General features: G+C 68.7%; 12 protein-coding genes. 3 read left to right on the top strand and 9 right to left on the bottom strand.

What is annotated here, in order from left to right:
- Window positions 1-126 precede the first annotated feature (126 nt).
- The gene (locus LI337_RS10910; protein ID WP_227229874.1) at window positions 127-1,434 is read left to right on the top strand and encodes a TIGR00341 family protein; all 1,308 of its coding nucleotides are present in this window, start codon (window positions 127-129) and stop codon (window positions 1,432-1,434) included.
- Window positions 1,435-1,438: 4 nt separating this feature from the next.
- On the opposite strand, the gene LI337_RS10905 is transcribed toward LI337_RS10910, so the two are convergent.
- The 5 genes from LI337_RS10905 to LI337_RS10885 form a co-directional block, all read right to left on the bottom strand.
- Complete coding sequence (locus tag LI337_RS10905) at window positions 1,439-3,112, bottom strand: alpha-amylase family protein (protein ID WP_227229873.1); 1,674 nt, start codon at window positions 3,110-3,112, stop codon at window positions 1,439-1,441.
- A 190-nt stretch (window positions 3,113-3,302) separates the two neighbouring features.
- Window positions 3,303-5,720 (bottom strand): helix-hairpin-helix domain-containing protein, encoded by a 2,418-nt coding sequence (locus tag LI337_RS10900; RefSeq protein ID WP_227229872.1) that lies wholly within the window; start codon window positions 5,718-5,720, stop codon window positions 3,303-3,305.
- A gap of 235 nt (window positions 5,721-5,955) precedes the next feature.
- Window positions 5,956-6,228: an ArsR family transcriptional regulator gene (locus LI337_RS10895; RefSeq protein WP_227229871.1), complete on the bottom strand. Its 273-nt coding sequence runs from the start codon at window positions 6,226-6,228 to the stop codon at window positions 5,956-5,958.
- A 229-nt stretch (window positions 6,229-6,457) separates the two neighbouring features.
- Window positions 6,458-6,988 (bottom strand): KEOPS complex subunit Cgi121, encoded by a 531-nt coding sequence (gene cgi121 / locus LI337_RS10890; protein WP_227229870.1) that lies wholly within the window; start codon window positions 6,986-6,988, stop codon window positions 6,458-6,460.
- Complete coding sequence (locus tag LI337_RS10885) at window positions 6,985-9,417, bottom strand: ATP-dependent DNA helicase (protein WP_227229869.1); 2,433 nt, start codon at window positions 9,415-9,417, stop codon at window positions 6,985-6,987. Before LI337_RS10885 ends, cgi121 begins: the two co-directional genes overlap by 4 nt.
- A 117-nt stretch (window positions 9,418-9,534) precedes the next feature.
- On the opposite strand from LI337_RS10885, the gene LI337_RS10880 reads away from it, so the two are divergent.
- A complete protein-coding gene (locus LI337_RS10880; RefSeq protein WP_227229868.1) occupies window positions 9,535-10,497 on the top strand; it encodes a DUF5787 family protein in 963 nt (320 codons plus the stop codon).
- An 18-nt stretch (window positions 10,498-10,515) separates the two neighbouring features.
- On the opposite strand, the gene LI337_RS10875 is transcribed toward LI337_RS10880, so the two are convergent.
- Window positions 10,516-12,333, bottom strand: a complete 1,818-nt coding sequence (locus LI337_RS10875; protein ID WP_227229867.1) for an acyl-CoA dehydrogenase family protein — start codon at window positions 12,331-12,333, stop codon at window positions 10,516-10,518.
- 569 nt (window positions 12,334-12,902) lie between these two features.
- Here LI337_RS10875 and ilvD point away from each other — a divergent pair.
- Window positions 12,903-14,636: a dihydroxy-acid dehydratase gene (ilvD, locus tag LI337_RS10870; protein WP_227229866.1), complete on the top strand. Its 1,734-nt coding sequence runs from the start codon at window positions 12,903-12,905 to the stop codon at window positions 14,634-14,636.
- Between the two features lie 20 nt (window positions 14,637-14,656).
- Here the strand turns inward: ilvD and LI337_RS10865 are convergent, their stop codons facing one another.
- The 3 genes from LI337_RS10865 to LI337_RS10855 form a co-directional block, all read right to left on the bottom strand.
- Entirely contained in the window at window positions 14,657-14,854 is a 198-nt protein-coding gene (locus tag LI337_RS10865; protein ID WP_227229865.1) for a hypothetical protein, read from the bottom strand.
- Window positions 14,855-14,857: 3 nt separating this feature from the next.
- Complete coding sequence (locus LI337_RS10860) at window positions 14,858-15,085, bottom strand: GNAT family N-acetyltransferase (RefSeq protein WP_227229864.1); 228 nt, start codon at window positions 15,083-15,085, stop codon at window positions 14,858-14,860.
- 69 nt (window positions 15,086-15,154) lie between these two features.
- Entirely contained in the window at window positions 15,155-16,228 is a 1,074-nt protein-coding gene (locus tag LI337_RS10855; protein WP_227229863.1) for a rhodanese-like domain-containing protein, read from the bottom strand.
- Window positions 16,229-16,259: the final 31 nt, after the last annotated feature.

The following is a 16,259-nucleotide window of genomic DNA, read 5'->3' as shown; positions in this document are numbered from 1 at the left end:
TGGGTGGTGGTGGGTGCTGAAATGGGTTCCGCCACGACCGGGTCCGTCCTCGTCGCGCGAGACGGATCACCTTCGCCAGGATGAACAGCCCCTGGGCTTTTCCACTCTCACCCGGTAGCACAGAGGATGCGACTCGTTCGGACGCTCGTCTCCGACGCCGACAGCGAACGCGTCGTCGCGATCCTCGACGAGGAGAACATCGACTACGTCGTCACCCCGGAGGCGAGTGCGCGTGAGGATCTGCTCGTCGTCGAGTTTCCGGTCCCCGAACAGGCGCTCGAAGTCGTGTTCGACAGGTTCGAGGACGCCGGCGTGCGAGCGGACAGCTACACCGTCGTCACCGAGGCGAAAGCCGCGCTCTCGGAGAACATGGACGACATCGAGGAGCGGTTCGTCGTCGGCGAGGAGGAAGACAGCAGTATCGCCGCAGAAGAACTCCGGTCGCAGGCGCTCACCCTCCTCCCCGACGCGTTCACCTACTACCTGCTGACGTGTCTGAGCGCCGTGGTCGCGACGGCGGGACTCCTCCTCGACGCGCCGGCACTCGTCGTCGGGTCGATGGTCATCGCCCCGCTGGTCGGGTCGGCACTGACCGCGAGCGTCGGGACGGTGCTCGCCTCACGCGAGATGATCCTCGACGGCTTCAAGACGCAGGTGTACGGGCTGGGCGTCGCGGTGTTGGGTGCCATCACGTTCGGATTTATCCTCCGGAGCGGGCTCTTCCTCCCGCCGTCGCTCCGTCCCGCGACCACGGCACAGATCGCACAGCGCATCTCGCCCGGCCTGTTGTCGCTGACGATCGGCGTGTGTGCCGGTGCCGCAGGTGCGGTCGGTATCTCGACGGGTATCTCGGCCGCGCTCGTCGGCGTGATGATCGCCGCCGCGCTCATCCCGGCGGCGGCCGCAGTCGGCATCGGTGTCGTCTGGACCGCCCCGACGATCGCGTTCGGCGCGTTCGTCCTGCTCGTGGTGAACGTCGCGTCGATACACGTCTCCAGTGTCGCCGTCTTCTGGTATCTCGGCTATCGGCCCGACCAGTGGGTGCCGGACGACCTCCGGGCGAACGCCTCGCTTCGGCGGTTCGGTCCCTCGCTCGCCGTCGGAGGCGTCCTCCTCGTGTCGGTCGTGCTGGTCGGCGGACTCGTCTCGACACACGTCACCTTCGAGCAGTCGGCCAACGCCGCCGTCGAGGAGACGCTGGCACAAGAGCAGTACGAGGACCTCGAACTGGTTCGCGTCCAGTCGGCGTTCAACCCCGGACCGCTGTCTGGCCAGCCACAGGAGGTCACCGTCACGGTTCGCGGGCCGGTCGGACAGACGTTCCCCGAGGTGAGCGACCGGATCAGGGACCGGCTGATCGCCGAGACGGATCGTGAACCGGTCGTCCGCGTCGAGTTCGTGACCAGCCAGCGGTCGCCGCCCGAGCACTCGTGAGTACTCAGGGTTCGCCGAGCGGCACGCGCTCGCCGCGCGTGTCGCCCCGGAGCCAGACGTAGTCGCACGGCGCGAGGTCGAACGTGCAGGTCCCCTCGCCGATCTCGTAGTCGCCGTCGCCAGCCACCCGAGCGGTCGTCTCGTCGGGGGCGTCGAAGCCGACCGTCACCTGCCGCTCCTCGCTGGCGGTGTTGTGCGCACACAGCAAGACGGTCCCCGACTGGTCGATGCGGTGGACCCAGACCTCCTTCGGGTCCACGTCGGGCACCGAGAGGTGTCCGTCGCTGATCTCCGAGCAGAGGTGCCGGGCGTCGATCAGGCGCTCGATCCGGTTGAGCAGGGAGTCGGCGTCCGTCAACTGGTCCGCGACGTTGATCCGATCGTAGCCGAACTCGCCCTCGTCGACGACCGGGTTGTAGAGGTCGTCCGGGTCGGCCGACGAGAACCCCGCGTTGCGGTTGTCGGACCACTGCATCGGCGTCCGGACCGACTCGCGTTCCGGGAGGTCAAGATCCGCACCCATCCCGATCTCGTCGCCCGACAGCAGGACGGGCGTCCCCGGTAGCGACAGCAGGAGGCTGTGGGCCAGCGCGATGCGGTCGTGGTCGCCGGCGTAGAGGTCGGCGAGTCGCAGGCGGTGGCCCCGCCCGAACAGCCACGACTCGTCGCCGTCGCCGCCGAAAAAGTCCTTCGCGTGGTGGAACGCCTCGTGTGGCAGTTTGAGCAGGTTGAACTCGTCGTGATTCCGGAGGAAGTTCGCCCACTGGCCGTAGCCCGAGACGTCCGGCAGGACCTCGAAGGCGCGGTGGAGCGGCCAGGTGTCCTCGACGGCGACCCCGTAGACGAGATGTGAGTTCAGCACGAAGTTGAACAGCATGTCGAACGCCTCGCCCTCGCCGAAGTAGCGGTGGAGTTCCTCCGGCTGGTCGTCGGCCTCCGCCAGCAGGACGGCGTCGGATTTGGTCTCTCTGACGGTTTTCTTCATCTCGCGGTAGAGCCAGTCGGGGTCCTCGATACCGATCGCGTCGTGGCCCTTCGGTTCGGTCATCGGGTGGGCCGCGTCGATGCGGAAGCCGTCGACGCCGAGTTCGAGCCAGAACTCTAAGATCTCGTGGATCTCCCGGCGGACCTCGGGGTTGGCGACGTTCAGGTCCGGCTGGTGGCTGTAGAACTGGTGGTAGTAGTGTTTGTCCGCCACCTCGTCGTAGCTCCAGACGCCGTCTTCGTACTCCGGGAAGATGTTCCCGCGCTTGTACGCCGACTCGACGTCGCGGGTCCAGAGGTAGTAGTCGTGGTACTTCGAGGTCTCGTCGGCGCGGGCGCGCTGGAACCACGAGTGTTCGACCGAGGTGTGGTTGAACACCATGTCCACGAGGATGCGCAGGCCGCGCTCGTGGGCCGCCTCCACGAGGTCGACGAAGTCGCCGAGCGTCCCCAGGCGGGAGTCGACGCCGTAGTAGTCGGCCACGTCGTAGCCGTTGTCGTTCAGCGGACTCGGGTAGAAGGGGCGGAGCCAGATGCAGTCGACGCCGAGACCGTCGAGATAGCCGAGTCGGTCGACGACGCCCTGGATGTCACCCCAGCCGTCGCCGTCGGTGTCGTTGAACGTCTTCACGTCGAGCGAGTAGACGACCGCGTCCCGGTACCAGTCCGGCGGGTCGAGTGCTGGCCGCGTCATTAGCGGTCACTCGCGGGCGGGGGTGAAAAATCGGCCGACAGCGGCGAACGGCGTCGACGGGTGGCCGCCGACCGTCGTTCCCGCGACCTGCTCGGCAGACCGAGACGGTGCGCAACGAGTGGCGCCCGCCCGAGATGCCGCCCGGCCAGTGGCGGCCGACCGAGACGACACGCCGCGAGTGACACCCGACTCAGGTCGTCACGATGGCGATCCCCTGTCGCGGGTGGACGTGACGCGGCGTCCCGTCGCCGTCCCAGTCGGGGTTCATCGGGTGTGAGCCGGGGTTGTACGCCCGACTGTAGGCGTCCAGCGCGACCGTGTACGCCCCGTCCGGGTCGCTCGCGTCGACGGTGAACGTGACCGACCCGGTTCGGGTGTCGGCGTCGACGTGGTCGTGCCAGTAGCGGTAGACCGTCCCCGACCCGAGCGGGCCGTTCGGCGGACTCGCCGAGTCGATGCTCGGGTTCGGCGCGCTCGGCCCCTCGGGCGGACTACAGCCGAGGATGCGGAGCCTGAGGTCCCGCAGGTGCGGCGTCGAGACGTGGTAGCCGACGCGGACGTGAACCGCCTCGTTTGCCCGCCGGATCACCGGACAGGTGGGGTCGCCGCCGGCGTCGGTCGCCAGCAGGTCCCGCGCGTCCGCCGGCGACTCGCTGTCGTGCCACCACTCCAGCGACTGGATGCGAGCGGTCGGGTTCGTGTTGTCCACCACCATCGGCATCCACGAACTCTGGTCGGTGATCGTCGTCCCGCCGCTCCCGTCTTCCACGCCGACCTGCACCCTGAGGTCGTACCGGCCGTTCGGGTAGCGGTGGGTCGGCCACTGCAGGAGCAGGTACGGGAAGACGACCAGGTCCTGTGGCTCGTCGGCCGCGAAGGTCTGGCCGTAGTGGTCCTCGATCGCCTGCACGGTCAGGTTCTCGTACCAGCCGTTCGCGCCCGGTTCGACGGGGTAGGGATCGGCGTCGAACAGCACCGGGACGTGCCAGTGCAGCCCCGTGAACGGCTGTGTCGCCGACCAGTCGGTCGCGTCCACGTCCGGCTTGTGTCGGTAGACGACGCGGTAGTGGGTCGCGTCGCCGACGCGGGAACAGCCGTGGAGTTGGAGTGTGCCGGCGTAGGGCGCTTCCCCGGTCGCCAGCCGCGACCCGTCCGAGGCGCTCCGTGGTCGGTTCACCAGTCGCTGGTAGCCGCCGACGGGTGCGCTCGTCACGCTCCCGTCGTCCTCGTGGTACGGCCCCCGGAGGGCCATGTCCTCGGCCGAGACGATGGACGGTTCGGTGCAGACGAACAGTTCCGGGTCCGGCGTCCGGCAGGACGCGACGGTTCTGGCGGTCGGGTCGGCGACGAGTTCCACCTCGCTCGGCACGTCGTCCCACCGGACCTCGAAGTAGCCCTCGGTGTAGATCGGTTCCTCGTCGCCGTCGCCGTCCGTGTCCTGTGTCACCTCGAAGGTGATGTCGGGCACGTCGTACACCGTCTCCCACGTCGGGATGCGGACGTAGTGGCACCGGAGGAACGGGCCGAGATACTCGCGGGGGTCGATCTGATCGAGCACCGACGGGTCCACGTCGAACTCGTACTCCTCGACCTGTGTCCAGTCGTCGACGCCGAGGAGGTCGTCCGGCAGCGGCGGCGGCGTCGGATCGACGAACGCGGGTCGCCGGAGCAGGTCGTCGAGTCGGTTCCGGCGACCGCCGAACGACTGCTCGTCGGTCGCGGTCAGCAACTCGGTCGCGTCGGGCCGGCCGACCAACCCTTCGAGGTACGACAGCCGACCGGGGCTGTCGAGGTCCAGTGACAGCGACGGCGACCCGACACGCCGGTTCGATCGGCGAGACCGGGGTCCGCGTCCGATCCGGAGTCGGTCTCGGATGGGATCCGGTCCCGGGTCCGGAATCGGGATCGGCGTCACCTCCGGAACGTCGTCGGGATCGAGCAGATCCCGGATAGTCGGTCGAACCACGTCCCGGAGACAGATGCGTTCGAGTCGGTACCGGAGGACGCGGTCGATGTCCCACCACGGGACGTAGACGCAGAACCGGCCGCACTCGTCGGTGCGGGTCTGTGCGATGCGCTCCCGGTGGCGGCCGAAGGGGTAGAACCAGCAGAACGGCGAGGAGTGCGGGAAGTACCCGAAGAAGGAGCAGTCGGTGTCGTACACCGTGACCGTCGCGTTCGGCACCGGCCGAAGGTCGCCGGTCGCGGGGTCGGGCGCGACCACCCGCCCGCAGACGCGCCGAAAGAAGGGCAGGTGGAACCGTTCGAAGGGTTCCAGTCGGTCCCGGAGGTCGTCGGCGACCGAGTCGAGTACCTTGTCGCGGTCTGCGAGTCCCAACTGCTCGATGTGGGTCGCCTGCGACTCGGTGATCGTCCACTCGGACGGTCTGATCGCCGCGCCGAGCGTCCGTGCGGACTCGCGGGCCGGGCGACCGGCCTGCGTCTTCAGACTCCGGGCGAGTCTGGCCGAGAGCCCCTCGACCGCCGTCAACCGCTGTACCGGCGCGTCGGCGACGTCACTCGGTGTCTCGATGCCGGCCTCCCGTAACCGACCCGCAAGCACGTCGCCGACACCGACGAACTCCTCGAGTCTCGCCGGGTCGGTCATCGCCACACCCCCCGTCGTCGCCCACGAGTCCCCCGAACTGTACTCCCCAGTCGTCGGCCGGGCCGACCCCGGCGCTCACGTGGATGGTTCATGACGTGGTCCGTCTCTGTTCGCCCCGGACGAACAGAAACAATGGACCTACACCACGGAAGCCAATCACGTTATTCGTCAACTGTATCCTCGGTCATTGCCGAATACAACACAGAAACCGGGGTTCGCTCGCTCGCGGGCCCGGTCAGTGGCCGTCGAGGATCGCTTCGAGGTCCGCGATGGCGTCGTCGTCGAGTCGCCCGTCGAGGTAGTCGCGTCCCGTGTCGGTGATCCGGTAGAGTCCGCGACTCCCGTCGTGGTACTCGATCAGTTCACAACTTCGGAGCGGACCGACCCGTTCCCGGACGGTGTGCGGACTGAACCCGATGTTGACGGCGATCACTGCGGGGTTGGCGACGAGTTCGCCGTTCCCCTCGTTGCGGAGGAACTCCAGGATTCGGTCGTCCGCGTTGGTCATCCCAACGACACGAGGTCTGCGCATCGCTGGCGTTCTACGGATTCCTACTTCATAATGCGTTTGCAACAGTCTTTACGGCAAACGTACTCATGTGTGAAGACGCACAGTACTGTGCACTACTGTCTCACGAACTGACTAGTCGGCGGCTGAGACGCCCGCTCAGACGCGTCTAACACAGTTAGATATTCGGCGGTAGTCGGGTGGGCGTTCCGGTTCAGACGCGACGGACCTACTTCGACACGTCGAGCAACGCGACTCGTTCGTGGACCAGTTCGGCGAGGGTCGCGCCGGTCGCGGCCAGTTCGTGGTCGCCCACCTCGAAGAACGACCGAACGCGCGACTCGTCGTAGTCGCCGAGCGTCTCGGCGGGGGTGAGGAGGGCCGCGACCGCAACTGCCGCCGCCTCCGCCGCGTCGTCGTCAGCCCCGGACCACACGTCTGCTCCGGTTTCCGGGTCGTCGGCCACCACGACGACCACCGGCGTCTCGCCCTCGGCGACGCCCATCGTCAGCGACTCGTCGATCTGGCGTCTGCCGGCCGCGTACAGCAACACCTCGACGGCCCGGTCGCGGGCGACGTTCTCCCCTCGTGCGATCGCCCGGTCGGCCAGGTCGAGCGCCCGTCGGAGGTGAGTTCGATCCACGACGTACCGGGCGTCGAACGCCTGGATCGTACAGCCGTACTCCGTGGCGACGCGGTCGAGGGCCGCGAGGAACGTGTCGAGGTCGTCCACCTCGGCGATGCCCTCGACGACTCTCATCCGAAGTCCCCCAGACTCGCCTGTCCGTCACGACCCGCGTCCGCCTCGGCCGCCTCCGCCGCCGTCTCGCTGTCGGCCTCCACCGTCTCCATCGAGGGGTCCTGTCGGCCGACGTTCTCCAGGATGCGCTCTGCCGTCTTCTCGCGTCCACGCAGGGCCGCGAGGACCACCGACTTGTCCGCGTCGCGCAGATCGACCCGGCTCTCGATGCCGGCCTCGAACAGCCGCCGAGCACGCTTGCGGCCGACGTTCCGGACGCCCGCGAGGTCGAGCAGTTCCTCGCGAACCCCGTACTCGATGCGCTTTCTCGCCCGGCGGACCGGCACGACCGGCAGGTCGAGTTCCTGTGCCAACTGCTCGCCGGCCCGCAGGAGCCACTCGGCCGTCTCGACTTTGCCCCGGATGTCGCCCGGCCCGACGCCGTAGCGTTCACAGATACGGTCCTCGTCGACCTCGCTCGCCCAGTCGTCGAGCAGTTTCGCGGTCTTCAGCGCCGAGAGCCAGTCCTCGAACTCGGCTTCCTGCCACTCGGTCGGTGCTCGCCCGAGCAGTTCGTCCTCGTGTTCGTAGTTGAGTTCGGTGTAGGTCGTCTTGTCGCCGGACTTGAGGTAGAGCTGGTACATGTCCGGCGTCCGGCAGACGAGGTGGTAGAGGCCGAGTTCGGTGAACTCGTCGCCGGTGTCGGCCGTGTCCGCGTCGTCGGTTTCACTGTCGTCCTCGGTCGCGTCCCCCGCCAGTTCCGACGCGGTCTGGAAGCCGGCCGTCTCCTCGTCCCCGTCGGCACTCGCGGTCGACCCCGCCGCCGCAGGCCGACTGCGACTCGCCGACGCCGACTTGCTCGTACCGCGTGGCCCGTCTTCCAGTCCGTCGATGATCTCCGCCGCGCTCATCGGATCGAGGTAGAGCCGCGAGACGGTATGGCCGATGTTCGTCGCTTTCAACGTTCCGTCGTCGCGGTCGAGGAAGTCGTTCGCGTGGAGGTAGTCCAGCACGCTGTCGGTCACTTCCTCCAGTCGCCCGGACTTCTCGGTCTGGGTCGCGTACAGCGTCTGGTCGAGAAATTCGAGCAGGGCGTCGCGGGTCGTGGCGAAGCCGGAGGCGACCGTGGCGAGCAGGTGGGTCCGCAGTGCGGGTTCGGCCGCGAGTTTGGATCGCACGGGCTCCGGGTCGGCCCAGACGTACCGCTCGAACAGTTCGTCCATCGTCTCGCTGTCGTTCGCCAGCAGGATGGCCTCGCCGTAGGGGTCGAGGCCGGGCCGGCCCGCGCGACCGCACATCTGGTGGACCTCGAGTGTGTCGAGCGGTTTCATCCCGCCGGCGTCCCCGTCGTAGCGCCGCCAGTCGCGGACGATGACGCGTCTGCTCGGCGTGTTGACGCCGGCCGCGAGCGTCGGCGTGGCGGAGACGACCTTGATCAGTCGGTCGCGGAACGCCTGCTCGACGAGACTCCGGTGTTCGCTGGCCAGCCCGGCGTGGTGGAACGCCGACCCCTTCGCCACCACGTCCGCGAGGTCGTCGCTGGTGTCGGCGTCCGACACCTGCCGGATCTCTTCTGCCAACTCGGCGAGGTCGGCACGCTCGTCGCCCGTCAGGCGACTCTCGGTCACGCTCGCCAGTCGTTTGGCAGAGCTCTCGGCGTTCCGGCGGGAGTTGACGAAGACGAGCGACGACCCGCGATTCCCCTCGTCGTCCGTCTCGTCCAGTGCGTCGGCGACGAGCGCAGATTCGGCCTTCTCGCTTCGGTCGGTCTGGACCTCACGCTGGCTCCCGTCGCCGAAGTTGACCGCGTTGCGGAAGTGGACGCCCATCTTCAGGTCGATGGGTCGCCAGTCCGACTGGACGAGTTCGGCGTCCAGCCACTCGGCCACGGTGTCGGCGTTGCCGACCGTCGCCGAGAGCGCGACGGTCTGGAGTCCCGCGTTGATCCGCCGGAGTTTGGCGAGGGTGACTTCGAGGGTCGGGCCCCGGTTCCGGTCGTCCACGAGGTGGACTTCGTCGGCGACCACGCAGGTCAGATCGTCGATCCACGGCGCGTTGTTCCGGATCAGCGAGTCCACCTTCTCCGAGGTGGCGACGATGATGTCGCGGGTCGCCAGCCACTCGCCGTCCGACTCGTAGTTGCCGGTCGAGACGCCGACCGTGACCCCGAACTCCTCCCAGCGCTCGAACTCGGCTTTCTTCTCGGAGGCGAGCGCCCGCAGGGGGACGATGTAGAGCGCCTTCCCGCCGCGCTGGACCGCCGAGAGCATCGCCAGTTCCGCGATGAGCGTCTTCCCGCTGGCGGTCGGCACGCTGGCGACGACGCTGTCGCCGTCGGTCACGCCCGCCTCGACTGCCGCGGCCTGCGGGGGGTACAACTCCGCGATGCCCTCGTCGCAGAGCGCCTCGGGGACCCCCTCGGGCAGGCCGGTCAGGTCCTCGGTTCGCATCTACCCGGAGTTGGCGCGTGCCGTGGTTTAAACTGTCGGGACGCGGGCGGCGGCCCGGACAGGCGGGCGGCAGGACCGAGCGCGACGTTTTTGCGCCTGCCGTCCGTCTCTCCCGACGTGCGCGAGTACGCCTTCGAGTTGGCGCTGTGTGCCCACCTCGAAGAGACGACGGACTGGCTCCCGGCCCGACAACTGGGTGGCGCGGTCGCCTCGCCGGGGAGTCGGATCGTGGACGTCTGCGGCGTGGTGCCGGGGTTCGACTTCGACGCTCGCGCCCGGATCACCAGCGAGACGATTCCCGCACTCGCCGTCGAGAGCGACGTGGGCACCGGGCAGGCAGTGTCCGCACGGTCGGCACTCGACTGTCACCCGGACCACGCCCGCGACGTGGTCGAGACCGCTTGCGAGGTCGGCTTCTTCGAGCGCGAACGCCGGGGGAACCGGGACTACGTCCGCCGGGCGACGCGCTACCCCGAGAACTGGTTCGCCGAACTCGTCGCAATCGAGAACAAACCCGACCTCGGCACGCCCGGCGACCTCGACCGGCAACTCCGGATCGACACCGCACTCGGCCTGTTCGATCGGGTGATCCTCGCCACCGAGAGCTACGTCACGCGGGCACACCTGAACCGGCTTCCGGACGCGGTCGGCGTCTGGCGGTTCGATCCCGAGTCGGGCGACAAGGAGATAATCCGAGAGCCGACTCCCTTCGATCCGACCGACCCGGGCGTCGAACCGGTCGCAGAACACCCACTTCGGACCGACGTCGAACTCGTCTCACCCGCCGAGAAGGCTCGAAAGCGCCGACGAATCGCGGAGAAGGCCTACGGAAAGGGGTGGCGACCGGACGAGTATCCGGCCTGTGCGAACGCCGGTGTCACCGACACCGGACTCCCCTTCTGCGACCACTTCGACCGCGTGGTCGATCCGGCGAGCGACTGCGGGGCGGACTGCCCGGCCCACGAGTCCGCCGACCCGCCGGCCGCCGACACCGACCGACTGCGCGCCGAGCGAACGCGGTGGGTCGCCGACCCGCCCGGTGTCGCCCGGCGGCAGAGCGGGCTGGACCGCTGGCGGTGACGGGAGTGATGGCGTCGTTCAATCGTCGGCCGCGTCCGGCGTGGACGGCGACTCGTCGGACTCCCGCAGATCCGCAGGCGGGACCGACTCGTGGTCGACGATAGCGTCGACGTGATCCAGCGGCCGCCGGTTCTCGCTCGTGATCCCGCGAACCGGCCGCTCCCGGAGGTGTTGGTCGACGAACTCGCGGGCGACGAGGACGCCGCGTGCGTCCCCGTCTGCCAGTCCCGTACTCGCCGACTCGACGAGCAGACTCCCAGCCGTTACGTCGTACAACAGTTCGACGAGTTCCTTCGCCTGCGTCTGGGCGTAGTCGCGGTCGGCGGTCGCCAGCGTCCCGAGTGCGGTCCGGCAGTCGTCGCGCGCGGCCGCGACGGCCGCGACCGTGTCGGCTAGCAGTGGGTCGTCGGCCGCGTCGAGGCGGGCACTCACGTCCGCGAGCAGTGGTTCGTGTGCGCCTTCGCGGGCGAGGACGCGGAGCGTCTCCAGTGCGAGGACGTTCGTCGCCCCTTCCCAGATGGGCAGCACCTGCGCGTCCCGGAGCAGTCGGTGGGTGACGAACTCGTCGACGTAGCCGTTCCCGCCGAGAACTTCCATCGCGTAACTGGCGTGATCGACCGCCAGTCGACCGGTGCGGTTCTTGACTACCGGGACGAGCAGGCGGACCAGTCGCCGGGCACGGTCGGCGTCGGTCGTCGGGGCCGCTTCGCTCGTTTCGGTGGTGCCCGCGACGCCGCGCTCGAAGGCGTCGAACTGCCGGCCCGCCTCGAACGTCGTGGCGACTGCGGCCTCGTGGTCGACCGTCAGTTCGACCAGGTCACGCGCCATCAGGGGATGCTCGTCCAACGTCCGGCCGAACGCCTCGCGGTCGGCGGCGTGGGTCCGTGCTTCGAGCAGACACCGGCCCATCAGGCCGACTGCGGCGGCCGCGTTGGCGAGGCGTTCGAGGTTCACCATCCGGGTCATCTGCGCGAAGCCGGCGTCCAGATCACCGACCGGGTGTGCGAGCGCGCCGTCGAGTTCGAGTTCGCCGGTCGGCACCGACTTCGTGCCGAGTTTGTCCTTCAGGCGGCGGTAGTAGACGCCCTCGTCGGGGTCGGAGTCGCGCTGTGAGAGGAGGAACAGCGAGAGGCCCTCGGTGCCCTCGGGGGCGTCGGGTCGCCGAGCGAGCACGAGCGGTGCCCCGGCGTCGATATTCGAGCAGAACCACTTCTCGCCGGTGAGCCGCCAGTCCCCGTCGGCATCCCGTTCGGCGGTCGTCTCGTTTTTCCCGACGTCGCTCCCGCCCTGTTTCTCGGTCATGAACATCGCGCCCTGGATCCAGTCGTCGGGGTCGCGGGCGACCAGTCGGTCGCGGAACTCGCTCAGACTCCCGTCGTCGAACGTGTCGAGGACGAGCGCCACGCCGGAGGTCATGGCGACCGGGCAGGTCAGGCCCACGTCGGCGTAGGTCAACAGGGCCAGCATCCCGAGGTGGTGGGTGAAGGGGAGTGGCTCGTCGCGGCCCTCGGGTGCGGTGAAGCTGTCGGCCACCACGCCGTGTTCGACCACGAGTCGTTCGTTCTCGGCCTGCGCGGGGTGGTACTCGACCTCGTTCACCACCTCGCCGTGGGCGTCGTAGGTGTGCAGTGCCGGCGGGTGGCGGTCGATTGTGTCGCTGTTCGGTGCGATGGTCTCGGCGACCGCCCGGCCGAAGGCGGCGAGACGGGGTTCGCTGTCCGACCAGTCCGCCTCGGGGAGTGCGCGTTCAACTGCCTGCCGGAGGGCCGGGTCCGCATCCCAGTAGTTCGCGTCGGGGTCGCTGGCGTCGGCGGTGTCGTCGTCTGCGGTGCGCATGCGCGGGGTATTCGTGTGCAGGTGCATAACCTCGTGGGCGTGTGACACGTGAGCAACGCACGGTTCGTGTCGACTCGCTCTGGTCGTCACCCATCGCGGTGTCACTGGTCGTCACCCGGCGAGTCGTCGTAGAGTCGGAACCGGGTCGTCGCAGTCACTTCCCCTCACCTCCCCGCCTGCTGGCGTGTGATCGGGTCACGAGAGTTGCGTGCGCTTTCACCTCGAAACGGCGCGCGCGACTCCGACGCGCGCGAGGGAGGGGCGCGCTCTCGGGCGCGCCCCGAGGCTGGGGAGGACCGAGGTGCGTTGCTGTCGTTGTCGCGGATGCGGTCGCGGTTACTGTCGCGGTCGCGGATGCGGTCGCGGTTACTGTCGCGGTCGCGGATGCGGTCGCAGTGCCGTGCAGTCGTGGGGTCGTCAGAGTGTCCGGGCCAGCCAGAGTGTCCGGGCCAGCCAGAGTGTCCGGGTCAACCAGAGTCGCGACTCCAGTTCGCTCACGACCCACAGTCGGCCAGCAACGTTCGCCCGTGAGCGGCACTTTAAGCATACCGGGGAGCAAGCACCACGACATGAGCCAACAGGACCGACGAAAGGACCCCGATCTCCCGAGTTCGGAGGTCACCGAGGGGACCGAACGCGCCCCCCACCGGGCGATGTTCCGCGCGATGGGCTACGACGACGACGACCTCTCTGCCCCGATGGTCGGCGTCGCCAACCCCGCCGCCGACATCACGCCCTGCAACGTCCACCTCGACGACGTGGCCGACGCCGCGATCGAGGGCGTCGAGTCGGCCGAGGGGATGCCGATCGAGTTCGGGACGATCACCATCTCCGACGCCATCTCGATGGGCACCGAGGGGATGAAGGCCAGCCTCATCTCGCGTGAGGTCATCGCCGACTCGGTCGAACTCGTCGCCTTCGGCGAGCGCATGGACGCCCTCGTGACGGTCGCGGGCTGTGACAAGAACCTCCCCGGGATGATGATGGCCGCGATCCGGACCGATCTCCCCTCCGTGTTCCTCTACGGCGGGTCGATCATGCCCGGCGAACACGACGGGAGAGAAGTGACCATCCAGAACGTCTTCGAGGGCGTCGGCGCGGTCGCCTCGGGCGACATGAGCGAAGACGAACTGGACGACCTCGAACGCCACGCCTGCCCCGGTGCGGGCTCCTGTGGCGGGATGTTCACCGCGAACACGATGGCCTCCATCTCCGAGGTGCTGGGGCTCGCCCCCCTCGGCTCCGCCAGCCCGCCCGCCGAAGACGAGTCGCGCTACGCGGTCGCCCGCGAGGCCGGCGAACTCGCGCTCGAAGCGGTCCGCGAGGATCGCACCCCCTCCAGCATCCTCTCCAAGGAGTCCTTCGAGAACGCCATCGCCCTCCAAGTGGCAGTCGGTGGCTCGACGAACGGCGTGCTCCACCTGCTCGCACTCGCCGCCGAGGCCGGCATCGACCTCTCCATCGAGGAGTTCGACGACATCTCCCACCGGACGCCGAAGATCGCCAACCTCCAGCCCGGCGGGACGCGCGTGATGAACGACCTCCACGAGATCGGCGGCGTGCCGGTGGTCCTCCGCCGCCTGCTCGACGCCGGCCTGCTCCACGGCGACGCGGAGACGATCACCGGCCGGACCCTCGCCGAGGAGATCGAGCATCTCGAAGAGACGGGACAGCTTCCGCCGGACGAGGAGATCGAGGCCGACTTCCTCTCGCCGGTCGACGACCCGATCCACGAGGAGGGGGCGATCAAGATCCTCACCGGCAACCTCGCCCCGGACGGGAGCGTCCTGAAGGTGACCGGAGAAGACAACTTCCACCACCACGGGCCCGCCCGCATCTTCGAGGACGAGGAGACGGCGATGGCCTACGTGCAGGAGGGGAACCTCGAATCGGGCGACGTGCTCGTCATCCGCAACGAGGGACCGCAGGGCGGCCCGGGGATGCGCGAGATGCTCGGCGTGACGGCGGCGGTCGTCGGCCAGGGACACGAGGACGACGTGGCCCTGCTGACCGACGGGCGCTTCTCCGGCGCGACCAGAGGCCCGATGATCGGCCACGTCGCCCCGGAGGCGTTCGTCGGCGGCCCCATCGGCCTGCTGGAAGACGGCGACGAGATCACGGTCGACATCCCGAACCGGGAGCTGTCGGTCGATCTCTCGGACGAGGAACTGGACGCGCGCCGCGAGGCGTGGGAGCGCCCCGACCCGAACTACGCATCCGGCGTGCTGGCGAAGTACGGCGCGACGTTCGGATCGGCGGCGAACGGTGCGGTGACGAACCCCGGTGCGAAGCGGGACGACTGAACACCACTCGCGGTCTGCGTTCACGCGTCTCGTCGGGTTCGCACCCACAGTTGCTGGCCGACGATCAACAGCATCACTCCGAAGGCACCTGCCATCGACAGCACCCACGGACTCTGTTCGCCCGCGAGGATCCGGGCGAGCGTGGAGAATAACCCAGCACCGACGAGTACAGCGACGAGTACGAGTCGGCGCGTACTCGGTCCTCGAACGTCTGCCACCGGTCACTCCGCTCCGCGCCACGCATCCCGCAGAAGCCCGTACCGCAGGCTGTCGGTCCACTCGGCGTCCACGTAGGCCTCCGACTCGGGGCGTCCCTCCTCGCGGAAGCCGAGCGTGTCGAGCAGCGCCCGCGGGGGGTCGTGGAGCGCCGGGTCGAGGAAGTCGAGGTCGTCGGTCGTCGCCGGGTGCAGGATGAGACGGTCGGTGCGGAGGACGGGACTGCCGGGCATGACGTGGTGGTCGGCCGGCGTCGTCGTAGCGGTGACGGTCGTGGTGCGGGTGGCGGTCGCGGCGACACCTCACCAGCCGGTGCCGTCGTCGCTCGTCCCGTTCGTGTCGGTGCCGTCGCCGAGCGAACTGTTCCCGTCGCTCGAATCATCGATCGTGCTGTTGTCGTCGGTCGAGTTCCCGAACGTCGTGTTACCGCTGGTCGAGTTGCCGGACGTGCTGTTGCCGGCGACGGTCTCGCCCGTCTCGGCCGTGACGGTCGTGCTGGTGACCGTCTTCAGGGGCGCTTCGACGGTGTAGCTGGGCGTCTCGACCTGGACGACGCTGTCGGCGTCGACCTGCACGAACTTCAGTTCCATCTCGTAGGAGCCGTCGGACTCGATCTCGGTCGCCTCGACCTGGTCTGTCGGCGCGTGGATGGTCCACGCCGTCTCGCCGGCGTCGCTCGCGTCCGTCTGGCCTCGGACGGTGCGGACGGTGTAGTCGCGGTTCGTGTCGCTCCCGGCGAGGGGGTAGTTCCGGTCGAGCCACGCCTGGAACCCTTCGTCGATGGCGTACACCTGCTCGAAGCCGCTGTCGAGGAGGTCGGCCGCGCGGAGCGACGAGAGGTGGTGCGGGCAGTGACAGTAGGTGACGACGGGGGCCTGCTCGTCCCAGTCCGAGGGCGGGTCGGAACGTCGGCCGTCGGGGGCGGGCGAGAGCACGGAGCCGAAGACGTGCTGGACGTCGTAACCGGTCTCGCTCCGGGCGTCGACGAAGCGGGCTTCCCCCCGTGCGTACATGTAGTACGCGTCCTCGATGGGGATGAGCGGGACTTCGACAGTCGTGCCGTCGGTCGTCTCCCGAGAGAGCGTGTCGTAACTCTCGGGAGTCAGCGACCGCTGCTCGGGAACCTCGTCGAACTCGGGCGGGTAGCCGTCGTCCGGCTTCGGGTCCGGAGGGAGGTCGTCACCCTCGCGGGGACCACGCATCCGGTTCTCGGGTGCGGGCGTCGGCGAGTCGGTCCCGCCGGCAGTCGTGTCGTTCGCCGTCGCGTCGGTCGGTTCCGTCTGTCCGCCGTCGCTCGCACAGCCAGCGAGACCTGTCGTGACGGCGGCCCCGGCGACGCCGAGGAACCGCCTGCGCGTCGACTGGTTGTCTGACATCGACTCAGGCTCGGGTCGGTCGGCGGTTTAT

Source organism: Salinirubrum litoreum, from assembly GCF_020567425.1.
GTDB lineage: Archaea > Halobacteriota > Halobacteria > Halobacteriales > Haloferacaceae > Salinirubrum > Salinirubrum litoreum.
Note: the sequence above shows the minus strand (reverse complement) of the source record. Positions and strands in the feature narration are given on the sequence as shown.

Excerpts from the sequence above, each read along its gene's own strand:
- cgi121 (WP_227229870.1), bottom strand. The coding sequence starts at position 6,988 with ATGAGAGTCGTCGAGGGCATCGCCGAGGTGGACGACCTCGACACGTTC.
- LI337_RS10885 (WP_227229869.1), bottom strand. The coding sequence starts at position 9,417 with ATGCGAACCGAGGACCTGACCGGCCTGCCCGAGGGGGTCCCCGAGGCG.
- LI337_RS10855 (WP_227229863.1), bottom strand. The coding sequence starts at position 16,228 with ATGTCAGACAACCAGTCGACGCGCAGGCGGTTCCTCGGCGTCGCCGGG.
- ilvD (WP_227229866.1), top strand. The coding sequence starts at position 12,903 with ATGAGCCAACAGGACCGACGAAAGGACCCCGATCTCCCGAGTTCGGAG.
- LI337_RS10895 (WP_227229871.1), bottom strand. The coding sequence starts at position 6,228 with ATGACCAACGCGGACGACCGAATCCTGGAGTTCCTCCGCAACGAGGGG.
- LI337_RS10860 (WP_227229864.1), bottom strand. The coding sequence starts at position 15,085 with ATGCCCGGCAGTCCCGTCCTCCGCACCGACCGTCTCATCCTGCACCCG.
- LI337_RS10910 (WP_227229874.1), top strand. The coding sequence starts at position 127 with ATGCGACTCGTTCGGACGCTCGTCTCCGACGCCGACAGCGAACGCGTC.
- LI337_RS10875 (WP_227229867.1), bottom strand. The coding sequence starts at position 12,333 with ATGCGCACCGCAGACGACGACACCGCCGACGCCAGCGACCCCGACGCG.
- LI337_RS10900 (WP_227229872.1), bottom strand. The coding sequence starts at position 5,720 with ATGACCGACCCGGCGAGACTCGAGGAGTTCGTCGGTGTCGGCGACGTG.
- LI337_RS10905 (WP_227229873.1), bottom strand. The coding sequence starts at position 3,112 with ATGACGCGGCCAGCACTCGACCCGCCGGACTGGTACCGGGACGCGGTC.